The sequence below is a fragment of the Streptomyces racemochromogenes genome (assembly GCF_044129415.1).
GTDB classification, from domain to species: Bacteria; Actinomycetota; Actinomycetes; order Streptomycetales; family Streptomycetaceae; genus Streptomyces; species Streptomyces racemochromogenes_A.
Genome location: NZ_JBBDHD010000119.1, coordinates 1 through 19,938 on the forward strand (window position 1 = coordinate 1; position 19,938 = coordinate 19,938).

The 19,938-nt window shown below is 74.4% G+C and carries 13 protein-coding genes; 12 read left to right on the forward strand and 1 reads right to left on the reverse strand.

Going from position 1 to position 19,938, the window contains the following annotated elements:
* The 12 genes from WDV06_RS30040 to WDV06_RS30095 form a co-directional block, all read left to right on the forward strand.
* Positions 1-2,966, forward strand: a 2,966-nt coding sequence (locus tag WDV06_RS30040; protein ID WP_395512951.1) for an amino acid adenylation domain-containing protein, incomplete at its 5' end; no start/stop codon positions are given.
* Positions 2,963-8,539, forward strand: coding sequence for an amino acid adenylation domain-containing protein (locus WDV06_RS30045; RefSeq protein ID WP_395512952.1), 5,577 nt, complete (start codon positions 2,963-2,965; stop codon positions 8,537-8,539). The genes WDV06_RS30040 and WDV06_RS30045, both read left to right, overlap by 4 nt.
* 194 nt (positions 8,540-8,733) lie before the next feature.
* Positions 8,734-11,232, forward strand: a complete 2,499-nt coding sequence (locus WDV06_RS30050; protein ID WP_395512953.1) for an amino acid adenylation domain-containing protein — start codon at positions 8,734-8,736, stop codon at positions 11,230-11,232.
* 91 nt (positions 11,233-11,323) lie between these two features.
* A complete protein-coding gene (locus WDV06_RS30055; RefSeq protein ID WP_395512954.1) occupies positions 11,324-12,310 on the forward strand; it encodes a TauD/TfdA family dioxygenase in 987 nt (328 codons plus the stop codon).
* Between the two features lie 48 nt (positions 12,311-12,358).
* The gene (gene sbnB / locus WDV06_RS30060; RefSeq protein ID WP_395512955.1) at positions 12,359-13,396 is read left to right on the forward strand and encodes a 2,3-diaminopropionate biosynthesis protein SbnB; all 1,038 of its coding nucleotides are present in this window, start codon (positions 12,359-12,361) and stop codon (positions 13,394-13,396) included.
* Positions 13,397-13,439: 43 nt separating this feature from the next.
* Entirely contained in the window at positions 13,440-14,432 is a 993-nt protein-coding gene (gene sbnA / locus WDV06_RS30065) for a 2,3-diaminopropionate biosynthesis protein SbnA (RefSeq protein WP_395512956.1), read from the forward strand.
* Positions 14,433-14,490: 58 nt separating this feature from the next.
* Positions 14,491-14,706, forward strand: coding sequence for an MbtH family protein (locus WDV06_RS30070; RefSeq protein WP_395512957.1), 216 nt, complete (start codon positions 14,491-14,493; stop codon positions 14,704-14,706).
* Between the two features lie 34 nt (positions 14,707-14,740).
* Entirely contained in the window at positions 14,741-15,226 is a 486-nt protein-coding gene (locus tag WDV06_RS30075) for a YbaK/EbsC family protein (RefSeq protein WP_395512963.1), read from the forward strand.
* Positions 15,223-16,215: a TauD/TfdA family dioxygenase gene (locus WDV06_RS30080; RefSeq protein WP_395512958.1), complete on the forward strand. Its 993-nt coding sequence runs from the start codon at positions 15,223-15,225 to the stop codon at positions 16,213-16,215. The genes WDV06_RS30075 and WDV06_RS30080 overlap by 4 nt, the downstream gene beginning before the upstream one ends.
* A 38-nt stretch (positions 16,216-16,253) precedes the next feature.
* The gene (locus WDV06_RS30085; protein WP_395512959.1) at positions 16,254-17,768 is read left to right on the forward strand and encodes an anthranilate synthase component I family protein; all 1,515 of its coding nucleotides are present in this window, start codon (positions 16,254-16,256) and stop codon (positions 17,766-17,768) included.
* Positions 17,765-18,355 (forward strand): anthranilate synthase component II, encoded by a 591-nt coding sequence (locus tag WDV06_RS30090; protein WP_395512960.1) that lies wholly within the window; start codon positions 17,765-17,767, stop codon positions 18,353-18,355. The genes WDV06_RS30085 and WDV06_RS30090 overlap by 4 nt, the downstream gene beginning before the upstream one ends.
* Positions 18,356-18,428: 73 nt before the next feature.
* Positions 18,429-19,145, forward strand: coding sequence for a LuxR C-terminal-related transcriptional regulator (locus WDV06_RS30095; RefSeq protein WP_395512961.1), 717 nt, complete (start codon positions 18,429-18,431; stop codon positions 19,143-19,145).
* Between the two features lie 64 nt (positions 19,146-19,209).
* Here the strand turns inward: WDV06_RS30095 and WDV06_RS30100 are convergent, their stop codons facing one another.
* Complete coding sequence (locus WDV06_RS30100; protein WP_395512962.1) at positions 19,210-19,677, reverse strand: MarR family winged helix-turn-helix transcriptional regulator; 468 nt, start codon at positions 19,675-19,677, stop codon at positions 19,210-19,212.
* Positions 19,678-19,938 lie beyond the last annotated feature (261 nt).

A 19,938-nucleotide genomic window follows, 5' to 3' on the forward strand; every position in this document is an offset into this window, starting at 1 on the left:
TTCCGGTGGACCCGGAGTACCCGGCCGACCGGATCGCGTACATGCTCCAGGACGCCGGACCCGTCGCCGTCCTCACCGACGGGGAGCGTGCGGGGCAGCTGCCCTGCGCCCCCGAGGCACTGGTGCTCGTCGACCGGCTCCCGCTCCAGGACCTGGACGCGGCGGACCTGACGGACGCCGAGCGCACGGCCCCGCTGCTGGTGGCCTCGCCGGCGTACGTGATCTACACGTCCGGCTCCACCGGCCGCCCCAAGGGCGTCGTCGTCACCCACTCCGGTGTCTCCTCACTGGCCACCGGCCAGATCGAGCGGTTCGCGGTGGAGTCCGACAGCCGGGTGCTCCAGTTCGCCTCGCCGAGCTTCGACGCCGCCGCCTCCGAGGTCTTCATGGCGCTGCTGTCGGGGGCCCGGCTGGTGCTGGCCCGGTCGGAGGAGCTGCTGCCGGGCGAGCCGCTGGCCGCGGTGCTGGCCCGGCACGGGGTCACGCACGCGACGCTGCCCCCGGCGGCGCTGGCGGTCATGCCGGAGGACGGCCTGCCGGCCGGGATGACCCTGGTCGTGGCCGGTGAGGCCTGCCCGCCGGCCATGGTCGCCAAGTGGTCCCGCGGCCGCCGGATGATCAACGCGTACGGTCCGACCGAAACCACGGTGTGCGCCACGATGAGCGGCCCGCTCTCCGGAGCCGTCACCCCGCCCATCGGCACCCCGATCCTCAACGCCCGCATCCGCGTCCTCGACGACCGGCTCCAGCCGGTGCCGGTCGGCGTGCCCGGTGAGCTGTACGTCGAGGGCTCGGGTCTGGCACGGGGCTACCTGGGGCGTGCGGCGCAGACCGCCGGACGCTTCGTGGCCGGCCCCTTCGGGACGCCGGGCGGGCGCATGTACCGCACGGGTGACGTGGTGCGGTGGCGGGCCGACGGTCAGCTGGAGTTCGTGGGCCGGGTGGACCACCAGGTGAAGGTGCGTGGTTTCCGCATCGAGCTCGGTGAGATCGAGTCCGCGCTCGCGCAGCAGCCCGGTGTGGTCCAGGTGACGGTGATCGTCCGTGAGGACCGGCCCGGTGACAAGCGGATCGTGGCCTACGTCGTCGGTGACGCCTCTGCGGAGGCGCTCCGCGCGGCGGCTGCCGAGCGGCTGCCGGAGTACATGGTGCCCTCGGCGTTCGTGACGCTGGAGGCGCTCCCGCTGACGCCCAACGGCAAGCTGGACCACCGGGCCCTGCCGGCCCCGGTGTTCGCCCCGGCGGGCGGCGGCCGGGCTCCGCGGACGGCACAGGAGGAGATCCTCTGCGGCCTCTTCGCCGAGGTCCTCGGCCTCGAACAGGTCGACCCCGACGCGGGCTTCTTCGAGATGGGCGGCGACAGCATCCTCGCCATCCAGCTGGTCAGCCGTGCCCGCCGCGCCGGCCTGGTGTTCTCCGCCCGCGACGTGTTCGGCCACCAGTCGGTCGCCCAGTTGGTCCTGATCGCCCAGGCCGTACGGCAGGACACCGCCGACACCGCCGAGGAGCCCGACGGCGGCGAGCTCACGGCCACGCCGATCATGCACTGGCTGCGGGAGCTCGGCGGTTCCTGGACCGGCTTCAACCAGTCGATGACCGTCCAGGTGCCCGCCGGAGCCGACGGGCAGCGGCTCACGGCGACGGTGCAGGCCCTCCTCGACCGGCACGACGCCCTGCGCCTGCGGGCACTGCCGGACGGCGACGGCTGGCGCCTCGACGTCCGCGACCCCGGCGAGGTCCGCGCGGCCGACCTGCTCCACCGGGTCGACGCCGACGGGCTCGACGACGCGGAGCTCGCCGCCGTCGCGACCGCGGAAGGGGAAGCCGCCCGGCTGCTCCTCGACCCCGGGCAGGGCACCGTGATCCGCTTCGTCTGGTACGACCGGGGCACGCTCCGGCCGGGCCTGCTCCTGGTCCTCGCCCACCACCTGGCGGTGGACGGCGTCTCCTGGCGCATCCTGCTGCCCGACCTGGCGGCCGCCTGGGACGGCGAGGAACTCGCCCCCGTACCGGCGTCCTTCCGCCGCTGGACCCGCGCACTGGCCTCCGCGGCGGCCGGGCGGCGCACCGAACTCCCGCTCTGGCAGGAGATCGCCGCCACCCCCGACCCGCTGCTCGCCGCCCGCGCCCTCGACCCGGCACGGGACACGGGGGCCGCCGCGTGCTCGGTCAGCCTGACCCTGCCCGCCGACGTCACCGCCCCGCTGCTCACCACGGTCCCGGCGTCCTTCCACGGCGGAGTGAACGACGTCCTCCTCACGGCCCTCGCCCTCGCCGTACGCGACCACCGGCGGGCCCGCGGCGTGGACGCCCCGGCGCTCCTGCTGGACCTGGAGGGCCACGGCCGTGAGGAGATAGCCGACGGACTGGACCTCTCCCGTACCGTCGGATGGTTCACCTCCCTCTACCCCGTGCGGGTCGAGCCGGGCGACGTTCCGCTCGCGAGCGCCCTGAAGCAGGTGAAGGAGCAGCTGCGCGCCCTGCCCGACCACGGCATCGGCTACGGACTGCTCCGCCACCTCGACGAGGACTCGGCGGCCGCCCTGTCCGGCCGGCCCGCCCCGCAGATCGGCTTCAACTACCTGGGCCGCTTCCCCGCCGCCCCGTCGGCCGGCGCCTCCGGCGGGTTCACCTCCGCCGGCGACTGGGCGGCCGTCTCCGGGATCCCGTCCCCGGAGCCCCGCGACCCGGACATGCCGGTCGGACACGCACTGGAGATCAACGCCCTCACCCGCGACCTCCCCGGCGGTCCCGAACTGACGGCCACCTGGACCTGGCCGCGCGAACTGTTCGACGAGGCAGAGGTGCGCGCCCTCGCCGAGGGCTGGTTCGACGCGCTGCGCGCCCTCGCCGACAGCGTGCGCGAACCCGGCGCCGGCGGCTTCACCCCCTCCGACCTCTCCCTGGTGACCCTGAGCCAGGACGAAATCGACGACCTGGAAACCGAACTGAGGTACATCGCATGAAGACATCCGGACTCGAAGACGTCCTGCCGCTCTCCCCGCTGCAGGAAGGCCTCCTCTTCCACGCCCTCGCCGACGAACCCCAGTCGGGACCGGCCGGCGCCGACGTCTACACCACCCAGATGGTCCTGGAGCTGACCGGACCGCTGGACGCCGCCCGCCTGCGGACCGCCGCCGAAGCCCTGCTGCGCCGCCACGCCAACCTGCGCGCCGGATTCCGGCAGCGGGCCAACGGCCAGGCCATCCAGGTCGTGCACCGCGACGTCCCGCTGCCGTGGGAGGAGACCGACCTCGCACACCTGCCGGCCGGACGGCGCGACGAGGCCCTGCGGGCCCTGCTCGCCGAGGAGCAGGCCCGCCCCTTCGACCTGGCGGCCCCGCCCGCCCTGCGGTTCCGCCTCGTCCGCCTGGAAGCGGAGCGCCACCGCCTCGCCCTGACCAACCACCACATCCTGTGGGACGGCTGGTCTGCGCCGGTGCTCCAGCGGGAACTGCTCGCGCTGTACGCCGACCACGGCGACCCTTCCCGCCTGCCCCCGGTCAGCCCCTACCGCACCTACCTGGCCTGGCTCGCCCGCCAGGACCGGGCCGCCTCCGAGCAGGCCTGGCGGCGCGCCCTCGACGGCCTCGCCGGCCCGACGCTGGTCGCCCCCGGACCGGAGCGCGGGCCCGTCCAGCCGGAGTACCACACCGTCGAACTGCCCGAGGCGCTCACCGCCACCGTCCTCGCCGGGGCACGGGCCGACGGGCTGACCCTCAACACCCTCCTCCAGGGCGTCTGGGCGCTCACCCTCAAGGAGCTCACGGGCCGCGACGACGTCGTCTTCGGTTCCGTGGTCTCCGGCCGCCCCCCGGAGATCCCCGGCATCGAGACCATGGTCGGCCTGTTCATCAACACCGTCCCGGTCCGCGTCCGCCTCGACGCCCGCCGTCCCCTCGCCGAGGCCCTGCGCACCCTCCAGGACGAGCAGGCGCTCCTCCTCGACCACCAGCAGCTGCGCCTGGGCGACGTCCAGCGCATCGCCGGCACCGGGGACCTGTTCGACACCGTGCTCACCGTCGAGAACTACCCGGGCGGCGGCGAGGCACCGCCGTCCTACGCCGGCGTGCGGGTCAGCGGCGTCACCGGCAAGGACGCCGCGCACTACCCGCTGCGGCTGATCGCGGGCCTCGCCGGCGCACGGCTCCTGGTGCGCCTGGAGTACCGCCCCGACCTGTACGGGCCCGCCGCGGCCGAGGCCGTGCTCGGCCACGTCGTGCGGATCCTGAAGGCGACCGCCGAACCGACCGGGCCGATGGTGGGCGAGCTGCCCCGGCTCCCCGACGCCGAACGCGCCCTGCTGCCCGTGCCCGCCGACGCCGACGCCGACACCGACGCCCCCGCTCCCGCCGCCCCGGCCCGGAGCACCGGCAGCTCCCCGCAGCAGGAGATCCTCATCGGCCTGTTCGCCGAGGTCCTGGGCCAGCGCGGACTCTCCCCCGACGACAGCTTCTTCGCCAAGGGCGGCCACTCGCTGTCCGCGCTGAAGCTCCTCGGACGCGTCCGCGCCGTGTTCGGTGTCTCCCTGCCCGTCCGCGCCTTGTTCGAGGCGCCCACGCCGGCCCGGCTGGCGGAGCAGATCCGCCGGGCCGCCGGCGAGACCGCCCGCCCCGAACCGGTCGCCGGCCGGCGACCCGAGCGGATCCCGCTCTCCTTCGCGCAGCAGCGCCTGTGGTTCATGCACCGGGTGGAGGGCCCCAGCGCCACCTACAACGTGCCGATGCCGCTGCGGCTCACCGGCGACCTCGACCTGTTCGCCCTCAACGCCGCCCTCGGTGACGTGGTCGAGCGGCACGAGAGCCTGCGCACCGTCTTCCCGGACGACGCGGGCGACCCGTACCAGCTGGTCCTGGAAGGAGTGGCACCGCCCGTCGAGGTGGTCGAGACGGACGCCGAGCACGCCGCCGAGGTGCTCGCCGAAGCCGCCCGCCACGCCTTCGACCTCACCGAGGAGATCCCGCTGCGCGCCACCGTGCTGCGGATCTCCGAACGCGAGCACGTCCTGCTGCTGCTCGTCCACCACATCGCCGCCGACGGCGGCTCGGTCGCCCCGCTGCTCGGGGACCTCGCCGAGGCGTACGCCGCCCGCCACGCCGGGCTGGCACCCGACTGGCAGCCGCTGCCCGTCCAGTACGCGGACTACACCCTGTGGCAGCGCGAACTGCTCGGCGACGAGAACGACCCCGAGAGCCTGCTCGCCACCCAGCTCGAACACTGGCGGACCGTCCTGGCGGGCGCCCCCCTCCAGCTCGACCTGCCCGCCGACCGGCCCCGGCCGGCCACGGCCGACCACCGCGGCGGCTTCGTGGAGTTCGCCCTCGGGGCCGAGGACCACCGGCGGCTCGTCGCCCTCGCCCGGTCCGCCGGCTCCACCGTCTTCATGGTGGTGCAGGCGGGGCTCGCGGCCCTGCTCAGCCGGATGGGCGCCGGGGACGACATCCCGCTCGGCACCGCCGTGTCCGGGCGCGGCGCCCCCGCCCTCGACGGGCTCGCCGGATTCTTCGTCAACACCCTCGTGCTGCGCACCGACACCTCCGGAGACCCCGCCTTCCGCGAGCTGATCCGCCGCGTCCGCGAGGCGGACCTGGCCGCCTACGCCCACCAGGAACTGCCCTTCGAACGGCTCGTGGAAGCGGTCAACCCGGTGCGCTCCGCCGCCGTCCACCCCCTCTTCCAGGTGATGCTGGCCTTCCAGAACAACGCCGGGGCCGCCATGGAACTGCCGGGCCTGACCGTCCGGTTCGAGGGGATCGGCACCGGGACGGCGCGCTGCGACCTCTCCTTCAGCATCGCCGAGACCCAGACGGCCGACGGCGACGCGGGCGGCCTGCGGGGCATCGTCGAGTACGCCTCGGCGCTCTTCGACCCGCAGACCGCGCAGGAACTCGCCGACCGGTTCGCCCGGCTGCTCGCCTCCGCCGCCGCGGACCCGGCGCTGCCGCTGAGCGCGCTCACCCTGCTCTCCGAGACGGAGGAGGAGGGGCTGCGCGCCGAGTGGACCGGCAACCCCGCGGCCGTCGCCCCCGACACGCTTCCGGCGCTGTTCGAGCGGCAGGTTCTGAAGACCCCCGACGCGCCCGCCGTCGAGTGCGGGGACACCGTCCTCAGCTACGCCGAACTGGACGCGCGCGCCGAGGTACTGGCCCGCCGGCTCACCGGCCTCGGCGCGGGCCCCGAACGGTTCGTCGCCCTGGCCCTGCCGGCCTCGGCCGAGCTGGCCGTCGCCGTCCTCGCCGTCGTCAAGAGCGGCGCCGCCTACGTGCCGCTCGACCCCGACTACCCGGCCCAGCGGCTCACGCTGATGCTCGACGACGCCCGCCCGCAGGCCGTGCTCACCACCGCGGACCTGGCCGGACGCCTCCCCGCCACCGACGCGCCGATCGTGCTCCTGGACGACGCGCCGGCCGGCCCCGCCCCGGCGGCGCCCAGGACGCGTCCCGCGCTGCGGCCCGACCACCCCGCGTACGTGATCTACACCTCGGGGTCGACCGGCACCCCCAAGGGCGTCGTGGTCACCCACGCCGGCCTCGCCGCCCTCGGCGCGAGCAGCCACACCGCCCTCGGCGCCGGCGAGGGGAGCCGCGTCCTGCAGTTCGTGTCCCCCAGCTTCGACGTGTCGGTCGCCGAGCTGTGCATGGCGCTGCTGACCGGCGCCTGCCTGGTCATCCCCGAACAGCGCCACGTCGGGGAGCGGCTGGCCGCCTTCCTCGCCGAGCGGAGCATCAGCCACGTCCACCTGCCGCCCGCCGTCCTCGCCGGGCTGCCGGAGACCGACCTGCCCGCCCTGACCACCCTGATCACCGGCGGCGAGGCCTGCACCCCGCAGCTGGTGGCCCGCTGGGCACCCGGCCGCCGCATGATCAACGCCTACGGTCCCACCGAGGCCACCGTCGAGGTCACCTACGGACTCCAGGACCCCGAGGACCCCTCCACGGTCCACTCGATCGGCCGCCCCCTCCCCGGCATGCGGACCTACGTCCTGGACCGGGCGCTGCGCCCGCTGCCCGCCGGAGCCATCGGCGAGCTCTACATCGCCGGGCCCGGTGTCGCCCGCGGCTACCTGCACCGCTCCGTCCTCACCGCGGGCCGCTTCGTCGCCGACCCCCACGGGCCGGCCGGCGGCCGCATGTACCGCACCGGGGACCTGGTCCGCCGCACCCGCGACGGCCGGCTCGACTTCGTCGGCCGCACCGACGGGCAGGTCAAGCTGCGCGGTTTCCGCATCGAGCGCGGCGAGGTCGAGGCGGCGCTCCTGGAGGGACCCGGCGTCACCCGGGCGGCCGTCGTCGTACGCGAGGACCGGCCCGGCATCCGGCGCCTGGTCGCCTACGTGGTGGCCGGACCCGACGGGGTCGACGTCCCCGGGGTGCTCGGCGCCCTCCACGGCCGCCTGCCCGAGTACATGGTGCCGTCCGCCGTCGTGGTCCTCGACGCACTGCCGCTCACCCCCAACGGGAAGCTGGACGAGCGCGCCCTGCCCGCCCCGGCGGAGGAATCCGGGGGCCGGGCCCCGCGCACGGCCCGCGAGGACGTGCTGTGCCGCCTCTTCGCGGAGGTGCTCGGCGTCGACCGGGTCGCCATGGACGACAACTTCTTCGACCGCGGCGGCCACTCCCTGCTCGCCTCCAAGCTCGCCGGCCTCATGGGACAGGTGCTCGGTGCCGAGCCCACCGTCCGGGAGGTCTTCGAGGCACCCACCCCGGCGCTGCTCCTCGCCCGGATCGACGGCGAGGACGGCGGGGAAGGGTCCGGCTTCGCGCCGCTGCTCCCCCTGCGCACCACCGGCTCGCGCCCCCCGCTGTTCTGCGTGCACCCGGTGGGCGGCCTCGGCTGGTCGTACTCCGGCCTGCTGCGCACCCTCGACCGCGAACAGCCCCTGTACGGCCTGCAGTCCACCGGACTCGACGGCACCGCGCCGATGGCGGCCACGCTGGAGGAGATGCTCGACGGGTACGTGGCGCAGATGCGCACCGTACAGCCGCACGGCCCCTACCGGCTGCTCGGCTGGTCCCTCGGCGGCACCCTCGCCCACCTGCTGGCCGCCGAACTCCAGGCGCGCGGCGAGGAGGTCGAGAACGTGGTGCTGCTGGACGCCTTCCCGGTCGAGGAACACCGGCGCCACGAACTGAGCGCCGACCAGGTGCTGCGGGACCTGTTCCAGGCGTACGCACGGCTGCACGGAGACGACCCCGAGGCGGCGCCCGCCGACACCGCGGGAGTCCACGCCCGGGTCGTCGGGTACATGGGGCTCAGCGACAGCGAGCTGCGCCACCTCGACGAGGAGCAGCGCGGCGCGGTGCTGGACGTGCTGGTGAACAACGTACGGCTGGTCTCGCCCGCGCGGCCCCCGCTGTTCAAGGGCGACCTGCTGCTGGTGGCAGCCACGGAGAACGTGCGCGAATGGGCCGACCAGAGCGCCTGGGAGCCCTATCTGTCCGGGGTGATCGAGCGGTTCGAGGTGGCCGCCACCCACGAGTCCCTGGTCGGGCCGGCGCCCGCCGCCGAAATCGGCCGGATGCTCTCGACGCGCCTGTGACATCAGCACCACCCCGCCCGGAGGCGGCGACCGGTCCGACCGGTCGCCGCCTCCGGGCTTTTGTGTCCGGTCATTCGCCGGAACAGGACCGATATTCCGTCGATAAGGCGGCTCCATATCGTCTTTTCCGTAGAGGTGGAGCCGGGAATCGGCCCACGCGAATGAGCTGATATTCCCGATGGAGGCGAGCACTCGTGGTGAACGGGGCGGACGAAGTCGGCGGTGTGGCGGGCCGGGAGTACTGGCGTCACGTCACCCGCGCGGGGGGCCACACCCCCCTGCCGAGCTGGGCCGGCGAGCCCGACTCCACCGGTACGGGCGAGATCCGGGCGGAGCTGGACGGGGAGTTCCCCGCCGACGGGGTAGGGCCGCTGTCCGGCGCCCCGCTCCTGCTCGCCGTGCACGCCAAGGTGGTCGCGGCACTCACCGGAGACCGGGAGACCGTCACCGGATTCCAGCCGGCCGGCGGCAGCGCCCTGATGGCCCGGGTCGTGGTCGACGACGGCAGCTGGACCGAGCTGGTCGAGGCCGCCACCGGCACCCTGTACGCCATCCGCGGCTTCGCCGCGCAGGCCCCGCGGGGCGTGTCGGCCATGTACGACGCCCTCGTCGCCGAACGCGCCTCCGACCTCCCGGAGGAACTGCCGGACGGGGTCGTGCTCGGGGTGGCCGTCGAGGACGGCCGGCTGCTGGTGCGCCACCGCCGCGAGGTGCTGGACGCCTCGGCGGCCCGCCGCATCGCCGGGTACTACGTCACGGCCCTGCACCGGGCGCTCACCGAGCCGCAGGCCCCGCACCACGCGCGGCACCTGCTCGGCGAGGAGGAGCTGCGCATGCAGTGGGAGCGGTTCGCCGGACCCGACCGGCCGCTGCCCGAGCAGCGGTTCCACGAGCTGTTCGAGGAGCAGGTCCGGCTGCGGCCCGACGCCGTCGCCGTGGTGCACGGGGACCGGTCGCTGACGTACCGCGAGCTCAACCGGCGGGCCAACCGGATCGCCTGGCAGCTGCGGCGCGAGGGGCTGTGGGGCGAGGACGTGGTCGCCGTCGTCACCGAGCGGGACCTGGACTGGGCGGCCGCCGTCCTCGGCGTCTTCAAGGCCGGCGGCGCCTACCTACCCGTCGAGCCGCACTTCCCGGCCTCGCGCATCGAGACCATGCTGCGGCGCAGCGGCTGCCGCCAGGTGCTGACCGTCACGGACGTCTCCCCGGGCCTGGCCGGGGCCGTCGCGGCCATGGACGCCGACCCGGCGTGCGGAGCCGACGCGACCCCCCGCGTCCACCGGATCGACGCCCTGCCCGGGGACCTCGCCGAGCAGGACCCGGACCTCCCCGTCGCCGCCGACGCCCTCGCCTACATCTACTTCACCTCCGGCTCCACGGGTGAGCCCAAGGGCGCGATGTGCGAGCACGCGGGCTTCGTCAACCACCTCCTCGCCAAGATCGAGGACCTGGAGATCACCGAGGACACGACGGTCGCGCAGACCGCCCCCCAGTGCTTCGACATCTCCCTGTGGCAGCTCGTCTCCGCGCTGGTGGTCGGCGGGCGCACCCGCATCGTCGAACAGGAGGCGGTGCTGGAGATCGGCCGCTTCACCGAGATCCTGCGGACCGGACGCGTGCACGTCGTCCAGCTCGTCCCCTCCTACCTGGAGGTCCTGCTCACCTACCTCGAAGGACGCACGGGCCTGCTGCCCGACCTGAGGATGGTCTCGGCGACCGGTGAGGCGCTCAAGAAGGAACTCGTCGAGCGCTGGTTCGAGGCCTTCCCCCACGTGCCCCTGGTCAACGCGTACGGCCTCACCGAGACCAGCGACGACACCAACCACGAGGTGATGCGCACGCCGCCCGCGGGGACCTCCGTGCCGCTCGGCAGGCCGGTGCGCAACGTCCGCATCCAGGTCGTCGACGAGCGGCTCGAACCGGTGCCGTCGGGCGCTCCCGGCGAGATCGTCTTCCACGGCGTCTGCGTGGGGCGCGGTTACGTCAACGACCCGGAGCGCACCGCCGCCGCCTTCCTGACCGACCCGGCCCGGCCCGGCGGCCGCGTGTACCGCTCCGGAGACTTCGGCCGGTGGGCGCCCGACGGACGCCTGGAGTTCCACGGCCGCCGCGACGCCCAGCTGAAGATCCGCGGGTTCCGCATCGAGATCGGGGAGATCGAGAACCGCATGATGCGGTCGGAGGGCGTGCGCGACGTGGCCGTCGTGCCCGTCGGCAGCGGCGAGGAGCGCACCCTCGTCGGCTACGTCACCACCGCCGACGGCCGCGAGCCGGTGCGGCTGCGCGAACAGCTCGCCGCGGTCCTGCCCTCGTACATGGTGCCCGCCCGCCTGATCCGCCTGGACACGATGCCGCTCACCGCCAACGGCAAGATCGACAAGAAGGAACTGGCCCAGCGGGCCGTGGACTCGGCGGCGCAGGCGCCGGTGGCGGGACCCGAACTGCCGGCGACGGACACCGAGCGCCGTCTGGCCGAACTGTGGAGCACGGCGCTGAAGGTGCCGGTCCACAGGATCGCCCGCGACGCGCACTTCTTCGAACTCGGCGGCACCTCGCTGACCGCGGTACGGCTCGCCATCGGCCTCGAACGGCTCGTCACGGTGGTCGAGCTGGCCACCCACCCCGTCCTCGCCGACCTCGCGGAATTCCTCGACCGGCGCATGGCCGAGCGCCTGGCGACGGCCGCGGTCTGACCCCCCGCCGGGGCCCCGGCCCCCCTCCGGGGCCCCGCCGGGCCCGGCCGGCCCCACCCCACCCGCTCCGTACCGACAAGGAGACCGCAAGATGACCTCCCTGCTCGACCTCACGGCCCCCGTGCCCGAGGCCCGGCCCGGCCGGCCGGCGGTGATCACCGCCGACGCCGACGGTGCGCCGCTGTCCTGGGCTGCGGCGCACCGCGCGACCGTGCGCGGCGTCCTCGACGAGTGCGGCGCCGTCGTGGTGCGCGGACTGGACCCCCGCACCCCCGAGGCCGTCGCCGCGATCGCGGCCGCGCTCGGCATCGAGGCGATGGCGGAGCGCGAGGCCTTCGCACCGCGCCGCGTCCTCGCACCCGGCGCCCTGTCCTCCTCCGAGTGGCCCTCCGACGAGCCCATGTGCATGCACCACGAGGTGAGTTACGCCGCCGAGGTGCCCTCCGTCGCCCTGTTCGGCTGCCTGACCGCGCCCGCCTCCGGCGGCGCCACCGCCGTCGCGGACTCCCAGGAGGTGCTGCGGGCGCTGCCCGCCGAGCTGGTCGAGCGGTTCGCCCGCGACGGCTGGCAGCTGACCCGCACCTACCGCGAGGTCGGCGTCTCCTGGACCGAGGCCTTCGGGACCGAGGACCCCGCCGAGGTGGCGGCGTACTGCGACCGGGAGGGGATCGCCCACGAGTGGCTGCCCGACGCGGCGCTGCGCACCCGCCAGCGGCGGTCCGCGGTCACCGACCACCCGGGCAACGGGCGGCCCGTCTGGTTCAACCAGATCGCCTTCCTCAACGAGCTGACGCTCGACCCCATGGTCCGCGAGTACCTGACCGACGTCTACGGGCCCGACTCGCTGCCCTTCAACACGGCGTACGGCGACGGCACCCCGATCCCGCCCGAGGTCATCGAGACCCTCAACCGGGCCTACCAGGACGCCACCCACCGCGAGCCGTGGCGCACCGGCGACGTGCTGATCGTGGACAACCTGCGGATGGCGCACAGCCGGGAGCCCTACGAGGGCGACCGCGAGATCGTCGTCGTCCTCGGCGACCCCGTCCGCCTCCCGGGCCACGTGCTCGCCCCCTGACCGGCCCGCCACCGCCACCGCGCCCCGCCCACCCCGAGGGAGAACCCCATGTCTTCAAGCACCGCGGCCCCGCCCGCCTTCGCCGTGATCTCCGGCGCGGAGGTCGACCGGGTGCTCGCCGGCCGGCACCGGGAGGTCACCGGCATCGTCGAGGCGGCCTACCGCGTCCACGGCGCCGGCGACACCGTCAACCCGCCGTCGTACTTCCTGCGCTTCCCCGACCGGCCCAGCTCCCGGATCATCGCCCTGCCCGCCTCGCTCGGCGGGGACAACGCCGTCGACGGGCTCAAGTGGATCTCCAGCTTCCCCGAGAACGTCGCGGCGGGCCTGCCGCGCGCCTCCGCCGTGCTGATCCTCAACGACCCCGCCACCGGCTACCCGCTGGCCTGCCTGGAGAGCTCCATCATCAGCGCCGCCCGCACCGCGGCCTCGGCCGCGCTGGCCGCGGCGAAGCTCTCCGAGGGCCGCGAACGCCCCCGGCGCGTCGGCTTCTTCGGCGTCGGCCTGATCGCCCGCTACATCCACGCCTTCCTCGCCGGCACCGGCTGGGAGTTCGAGTCCGCCGGCGTGTACGACCTGAGCCGCGACCACGCCCAGGGCTTCGCCGACTACCTGCACCGCGCCGGCACCCCCGGCGAGGTCACCGTCCACGACGGCCCGGAGGAGCTCATCCGCTCCAGCGACCTCGTCGTCTTCGCCACCGTCGCGGGCGAACCGCACGTCCAGGACCCCGACTGGTTCGGCCACAACCCGCTGGTGCTGCACGTGTCGCTGCGCGACCTGGCGCCCGAGGTGGTGCTCGCCGCGACCAACGTCGTCGACGACGTCGAGCACTGCCTGAAGGCCGGCACCTCGCTCCACCTCGCCGAACAGCGCGTGGGCAACCGTGACTTCGTGCACGGGACCCTCCACGACGTCCTGGACGGCACCCTCCGACCGCCCGCTGACCGACCGGTGATCTTCTCCCCGTTCGGACTCGGGATTCTCGACCTCGCGCTCGGCAAGCACGTCTACGACACCGTGCGCGAGGCGGGCGAACTGTCCGTCGTCGACGGCTTCTTCCACGAGATGCGCCGTTACGGCTGACCCGCCCGCCATTCTCAGCCTCACCTCTAAGGCGGGAGGACCCATGCCGATCATCTCGGCCCCGCAGGAATTCAACGAGGACGATCTCTACGTCGACCTCGGGCCGGTTCTCGGTACACCGGTCTATCTCAAATGCGAAGGATTCAATTTCAGCGGATCAATCAAGCAGAAGGCCGCCCTCTCCATGATCGAGGCGGCAGAGGAGAGCGGGGTGCTGACCGAGGACTCCGTCCTGGTCGAGTCCTCCTCCGGAAACCTCGGCGTCGCGCTCAGCATGATCGCGGCCAGCAAGGGACGACGCTTCCTGTGCGTCACCGACTCGCGCTGCAACCTCGCGTCCCGGCGCCTCATGGAGGCGTTCGGCGCGGAGGTCCGCATCGTCACCGAACCCGACCCGGAAGGGGGCTTCCTCGGCGCCAGGCTCAACCTGGTGCGCCGGCTGTGCGACACCGACTCCCGGCACGTCTGGCTCAACCAGTACCTCAACGCCAACAACTGGCGGGCCCACTACCGCTGGACCGCCCCGCCGATCGCCCAGCGCTTCCCAGGCGTGGACGTGCTCTTCATCGGGGCCGGCACCACCGGCACCCTGATGGGCAGCGCCCGCTGGTTCAAGGAGCACCGGCCCGAGGTGAGGATCGTCGCCGTCGACAGCGTCGGCTCGGTCACCTTCGGCCACCCGGCGGGGCCCCGGATGCTCCCCGGCCTCGGCGCGGGCGTACGGCCGCCGCTGCTCGACGAGTCCTTCGTCGACGACGTGGTGGTCGTCCCCGAGTCCGAGACGGTCCGCATGTGCCACCGCCTCGCCGCCCGCGGCTTCCTGTTCGGCGGCTCCACCGGCACCGTCGTCGCCGGAGCCTCCGAATGGCTCTCCCGGCACGGAGGGGAGCGCGGCGGGCTGGTCTCGGTGGCGATCTCCCCGGACCTCGGCGAGCGCTACCTCGACACCGTCTACCAGAGCAACTGGGTGCGCGGCGTGTACGGCGACGAGCTGGCGGACACCGCCGCCGAACCCGCCGTCGGATCCGCCGCCTGAACCCGGTACCCGGTACCCGCCGGGCACCTCCACCACACCGTTTCTGAAGGGAACGACGATGAGCAACCCGTTCGACGACCCCGAGGGCCGCTACCACGTCCTCGTCAACGACGAGGGCCAGTACTCCCTGTGGCCGTCCTTCGCCGAGGTCCCGGCCGGCTGGCAGGCCGTGCTGGAGAACGCCGGCCACGACGAGAGCCAGGCCTACGTCGCCGCGCACTGGACCGACATGCGTCCGCGCTCCGTCATCGAGGCGATGGCCAGTGCGGGCTGACACCACCGCCCAGCCGACCGCCCACACCCGGCTGATGGACCTGCTCGCCGACCGCACGGCCGGCCACCGCGTCCTGGACCACGCCCCGGAGGGCGCCACCGAGGCGGCGAGCCTGCTGCGCGGTCACCCGCTGCGGCAGGCCGCCAAGTCCATCGTCCTCCGGGTCGCCCGGGGCCGCTCGGCGCGCCGCTACGTGCTCGCCGTGGTCCCGGGCGACCGTCGGGTCGACACCGAAGCCGTCGGCGCCCTGGCCGGCGGCGGCCGGGCCGGCTTCGCCGACCGTGCCACCGCGGAACGGCTCACGGGCTGCGTCAGCGGCTCGATCGTGCCCTTCTCCTTCGATCCCCGGCTCCACCTCCTCGTCGACCGCGACCTGCTCGACGAGGACGAGATCTACTTCAACGCCGCCCGCCTCGACCGGTCCGTGGCCCTCTCCACCCGGGCCTACCGGCGCATCGCCGCCCCCCTGGTGGCGGCGATCAGCGACCGCGGCACAGCCCAGAAAGGGATGAGTACATGACCCTGGCACTCGACAAGCCCCGCGCCGGCTCCCCGGGCGGCGCCGTGACCGTCGGCCCGCAGGACGCCGACCGGATCGGCGAGATCGCCCGCGCCCTCGCCCCCGTCGCCGACGGCCGCATCGACACCCCCGAATGGGTCGACGCCGCCCGCACGGCCTGGTGCGACCTGCCCGTCGGCCTGCGCCGCGCCCTGCGCTCCTTCCGCCGGGACTCCGGCCCCTCCGGCGCCCTGCTGGTCCGCGGCCTGCCGGTCGGCGAGGAGACGCTGCCCGAGACCCCGACCGTCCGCGGGTCCGTGCAGCGCACCGCCGACGTGGCCGCCGCCGTCCTCCTGACGGTCGCCTCCGGCCTCGGCGACCCGGCCGCCTTCCGCCCCGAGAAGACCGGCGCGCTCGTCCAGGACGTGGTGCCCGTACCCGGCCAGGAGGACTTCCAGGGCAACGCCGGATCGGTCCTGCTCTCCTTCCACACCGAGAACGCGTTCCACCCCCACCGCCCCGACTTCGTGATGCTGCTGTGCCTGCGCGCCGACCACGAAGGGGTCGCCGGCCTGCGCACCGCCTGCGTCCGCCAGGTCCTCCCCCTGCTGTCCGACACCAGCCGGACGGCCCTGCAGAAGGAGGAGTTCGTCACCGACGCCCCGCCCTCCTTCGGCTCCGTCCCCGGCGCGGCCGCACCGCACGCGGTCCTCACCGGAGCGGCCGACGACCCCGACGTCCGGGTCGACTTCGCGGCCACGCGCGCCACCACCCGCCGCGCCCAGAGCGCCCTGGACGAGCTCAACCGGCTCTTCGACCTGACCGCGCAGACCATCCGCCTCACCCCCGGTGACCTGGCGATCGTCGACAACCGGGTCACCGTCCACGGCCGTACGTCCTTCCGCCCGCGCTACGACGGCCAGGACCGCTGGCTCCAGCGCAGCTTCGTCCTGACCGACCTGCGCCGGTCGCGCGGTCTGCGGGCCCAGGACGGCTACGTACTCGACTGAGCGGACCCCTCCGCTGACGCACCAAGGAATGAGAGCCCGTGACCACCCTGCTCGAACCACCGACCCCGGCCGCCGCACCCGGGCCGGCGCCCATCGACGTACACGTCGAGGAGACGCCGCTGCCGGACCACGAACCGCTCGACCTCTACACGGCCCTGTGCGAGCGGTTCGGCAGTGAGGACGTCTACGTCCTGGAGAGCCCCGCCGGGCCGCTCCAGGACCGCAGCTCGGCCGTCGTCGGCTACGGCCGGCTCGCCGAGATCGAGGTCCACGCCTCCCACCTGCTGATCCGCGGCTGTGACGGCCTGTCCCGCGCGCTGCTCGGCGTCGCCGACCGCATGGGGATGCCGGCCCTCGGCCCGGGCGCGCGCGGGCTCACCCGCCCCGGCCTGCTCTGGGAGTTCCTCGGCGCCGCCCAGCGGCTCTTCACCGTCCACACCCGGGTACCGGCCGCCGGCTTCGCGTTCGGCTTCCTCGCCACCGTCGGGTACGGGGCCGCCTGGCACATGGAGGAGCTGCCCGAACGGCCCGCGGACACCGGGGGACCCGACTGCGTCCTCACCCTCTTCCGCGACACCGTCCACTACGACCTCGCCGCGCACGAGGTCCGCCACCTGCGGGCGCACGCCGCGGAGTTCCCGCCGCCCGCCGCGTACGACCTGACGGCGGCCGCCCTCCGGCCGCCGTCAGGCGACGCCGTCCCCGAGGCCCCCGAGCCCCGCCGGGTGAGCGACAGCACCGACAAGGAGACCTTCCTCGCCCGGGTCGGGCGCTGCCTCCGGCACATCGGCGTCGGGGACGTCTACCAGATCCAGATCGGCCACAGCATCGAGGTCGTCACCGACCTCGACCCCCTCCAGGTCTACCGGCGGCTGCGCGCCCGCAACCCCTCGCCGTACATGTACCTGGTGCCGAGATCCGGCACCACGCTGATCGGCGCCAGCCCCGAGATGCTCTACGCCGACGACGGCGAGCGCATCGTGATGCGGCCCATCGCGGGCACGGCGCCGCGCAGCGGCGACCGGGAGACCGACGAGCGGCGCATCGCGGCCCTGCGCGCCGACGAGAAGGAACGGGCCGAGCACACCATGCTCGTGGACCTGTGCCGCAACGACATCGGACGGGTCTGCCGGGAGCAGACCCTGGAGACCGAGGGGCTGATGACGGTGGAGACGTACTCGCACGTCTTCCACCTCGTCTCCACCGTCAGCGGCCGGCTCGACCGCACCCATGACACCTGGTCCGTGCTGCGGGCCTCCTTCCCGGCGGGCACCGTCACCGGGGCGCCCAAGATCCGGGCCATGGAACTGATCCAGGACCTGGAGGACCAGCCGCGCGGGATGTACGCCGGCGCCGTCGGCCTCGTGGACCTCCGCGGCTGGAGCCGGTTCGCCCTGTGCATCAGGACCGTGGTCCACGACGGCACCACCTACCGCACCCAGAGCTGCGCGGGCATCGTCGCCGACTCCTCGCCCGAGGCGGAGTGGCACGAGACCCTGCACAAGATGGGCGCGGCCCACTGGGCCCTGACCGGAAAGGAACTGCTGCCGTGAAGGTCCTCGTGGTCGACGCCTTCGACAGCTTCACCCACATCATCGACCAGTACCTGCGCGGCCTGGGCGCCGACACCGAGGTGGTGCGCTCCGGCACCAGGAGCGTCAACGACCTGGTCGCGCTCGACGCGGACGCCGTGGTCCTCGGCCCCGGCCCCGGTCATCCCGCCGACTCCGGCCACGTGGAGCTGGTCCGCACCTTCGGCGGCCGGACCCCGCTGCTCGGCATCTGCCTGGGACACCAGGCGATCGGACTGGCCCACGGCGCCCGGGTGGAGGTCGCCGACCGGGTCCGGCACGGCAAGACCAGTGTCGTGCGCCAGGACGGGACCGGTCTGTACGAAGGGATCGGGCCACGGATGACGGTGGCCCGCTACCACTCCCTGGTCGTCGCCGAGCCGCTGCCCGAGACCCTGCGGGCGACCGGCCACGCCGAGGACGACGGGTGCGTGATGTCGCTGCGGCACCGCACCCTGCCCATCTGGGGCGTGCAGTTCCATCCGGAGAGCGTGGCCACCTCGGGCGGCATGCGGCTCCTGGAGAACTTCCTGACCGCCGCCCGGCGGTACGCCCCCGCGCACGCGTGACCCTCCGCCCGTGCGCCGTTCCCCCCGATCGCCCCGCACTCCTCACGGGTGCGGGGCGAAGGAAGTGGTCCCCATGCGGATTGTGATCGTCGAAGGATCGGCCGTCCTGCGGGCGGGACTGGCCCAGGTACTGGACGGCGGCGGACGCCAGGTGGCCGCCGCCGTCCCCGGCGGGGCCGCGCTGCCCGCCCTGGTCCGCCGGCACCGGCCCGACGCCGTGGTCGTCAACGCGGGCCGCCCCGGCGGCGGCGACCTGGTGGGGGCGGTGGTCGCGGCGCGCCGCGAGCTGCCCTCCACCGCGGCACTGCTCTACAGCACGGCCCCCGAACCCGCCCTGGCGGCGCGGCTGTTCGCCGACGGCACGCGGGGCGCCGGCTTCGTGCTCCAGGAGCACGTCACCGAGCCGGAGTTCCTCTTCGACGCCCTGGAGCGGGTGACCGCGGGGGAGCCGGTCGTCGACCCGCGGGTGGTTGGCGTCCTCGCGCCGCTGTTCCGTCCCGCCGGCCCGGCGGCCGGGGACGACCTGGCCTCGCTGAGCGGCCGGGAGCGGGACGTGCTGCGCCTCATGGCCCTGGGCCGAACCAACAGCGCCATCGCCGACGAACTGTGCGTCTCCGCCGGGACCGTGGAGAAGCGGGCCGCGGCGGTCTTCGGCAAGCTGGGCCTCCCGGCGGACGACCGTGACAACCGCCGGGTCCTCGCGGTGCTGCGCTACCTCGCCGCCCGGCCCACCGGCACCCCCGCCCCGGCCCCGGTCCCCGTACCGTCCCTCCTGGCGAACGCGGCCTAGTAATGCCCCACAAGGACCGCTCCGGACCTCCGGCCCGGCGCACCCCGCCCCGGCCCGCGGTCCGTCAGGCGACCGTCCCGCCCGCGTTCCGGATCAATCGCTGAAGCACCTTCACCGTGGTGACGTAGTCCGCTTCGTCGATCCCCTCGTGGAGGGCGGCGCGGATCGCGGGGCCGTTGCGGGCCAGATCGACGCGGGCCTGTTCCCCTTCCGGGGTGAGCCACAGCCGGCCCTCGGGGTCCTGGGTCAGCCAGCCGCGTTCCAGGAGCCCCTCCGCCTCCGCCGCCAGGTCGTCCTCGGGGCGGATGTAGGAGGACATGGCCTCCCGCAGCTCGGGCACGGTCATCCCCTCGCCGTCGGGCGAGATGTCGTTCACCGACAGATTGCGCAGCAGCCAGAACTGCGGCTGCGTGTAGCCCCTTTCGGCCTGCTGGGCCCGGGTGTACGCGATGAGCGCCTCGTAGGCGACGCCGGTCCAGTACGCGGCGGGCTGTCCGGCGAGTTCGGTGTCGGAGGTCTGCTGGGTCGTCATCGGGTGGCCTCTCCGGGTGTGGGGAGCCCGCACACGCACCGTGCGGGTCATGGGAGGACCGTAGGACCTCAAGCGCGGTTGAGGGCAAGCGGTGGTCTTCCGGGCGGCGCGGAGCGGGGAGACGGGGCCCTGTCGGTCTCCCCTCGTGGGGGGGGGGGGGGGGCGGGGGGGCGGGGGGGGGGGGGGGGGGGGGCGGGGGGGGGGGGGGGGGGGGGGGGGGGGGGGTGGGGGGGGGGTGGGGGGGGGGGGTGGGGGGGGTGG

Coding starts and splice junctions, on each gene's coding strand:
- WDV06_RS30045 (WP_395512952.1), top strand. CDS start 2,963: ATGAAGACATCCGGACTCGAAGACGTCCTGCCGCTCTCCCCGCTGCAG.
- WDV06_RS30055 (WP_395512954.1), top strand. CDS start 11,324: ATGACCTCCCTGCTCGACCTCACGGCCCCCGTGCCCGAGGCCCGGCCC.
- sbnB (WP_395512955.1), top strand. CDS start 12,359: ATGTCTTCAAGCACCGCGGCCCCGCCCGCCTTCGCCGTGATCTCCGGC.
- sbnA (WP_395512956.1), top strand. CDS start 13,440: ATGCCGATCATCTCGGCCCCGCAGGAATTCAACGAGGACGATCTCTAC.
- WDV06_RS30070 (WP_395512957.1), top strand. CDS start 14,491: ATGAGCAACCCGTTCGACGACCCCGAGGGCCGCTACCACGTCCTCGTC.
- WDV06_RS30075 (WP_395512963.1), top strand. CDS start 14,741: ATGGACCTGCTCGCCGACCGCACGGCCGGCCACCGCGTCCTGGACCAC.
- WDV06_RS30080 (WP_395512958.1), top strand. CDS start 15,223: ATGACCCTGGCACTCGACAAGCCCCGCGCCGGCTCCCCGGGCGGCGCC.
- WDV06_RS30095 (WP_395512961.1), top strand. CDS start 18,429: ATGCGGATTGTGATCGTCGAAGGATCGGCCGTCCTGCGGGCGGGACTG.
- WDV06_RS30100 (WP_395512962.1), bottom strand. CDS start 19,677: ATGACGACCCAGCAGACCTCCGACACCGAACTCGCCGGACAGCCCGCC.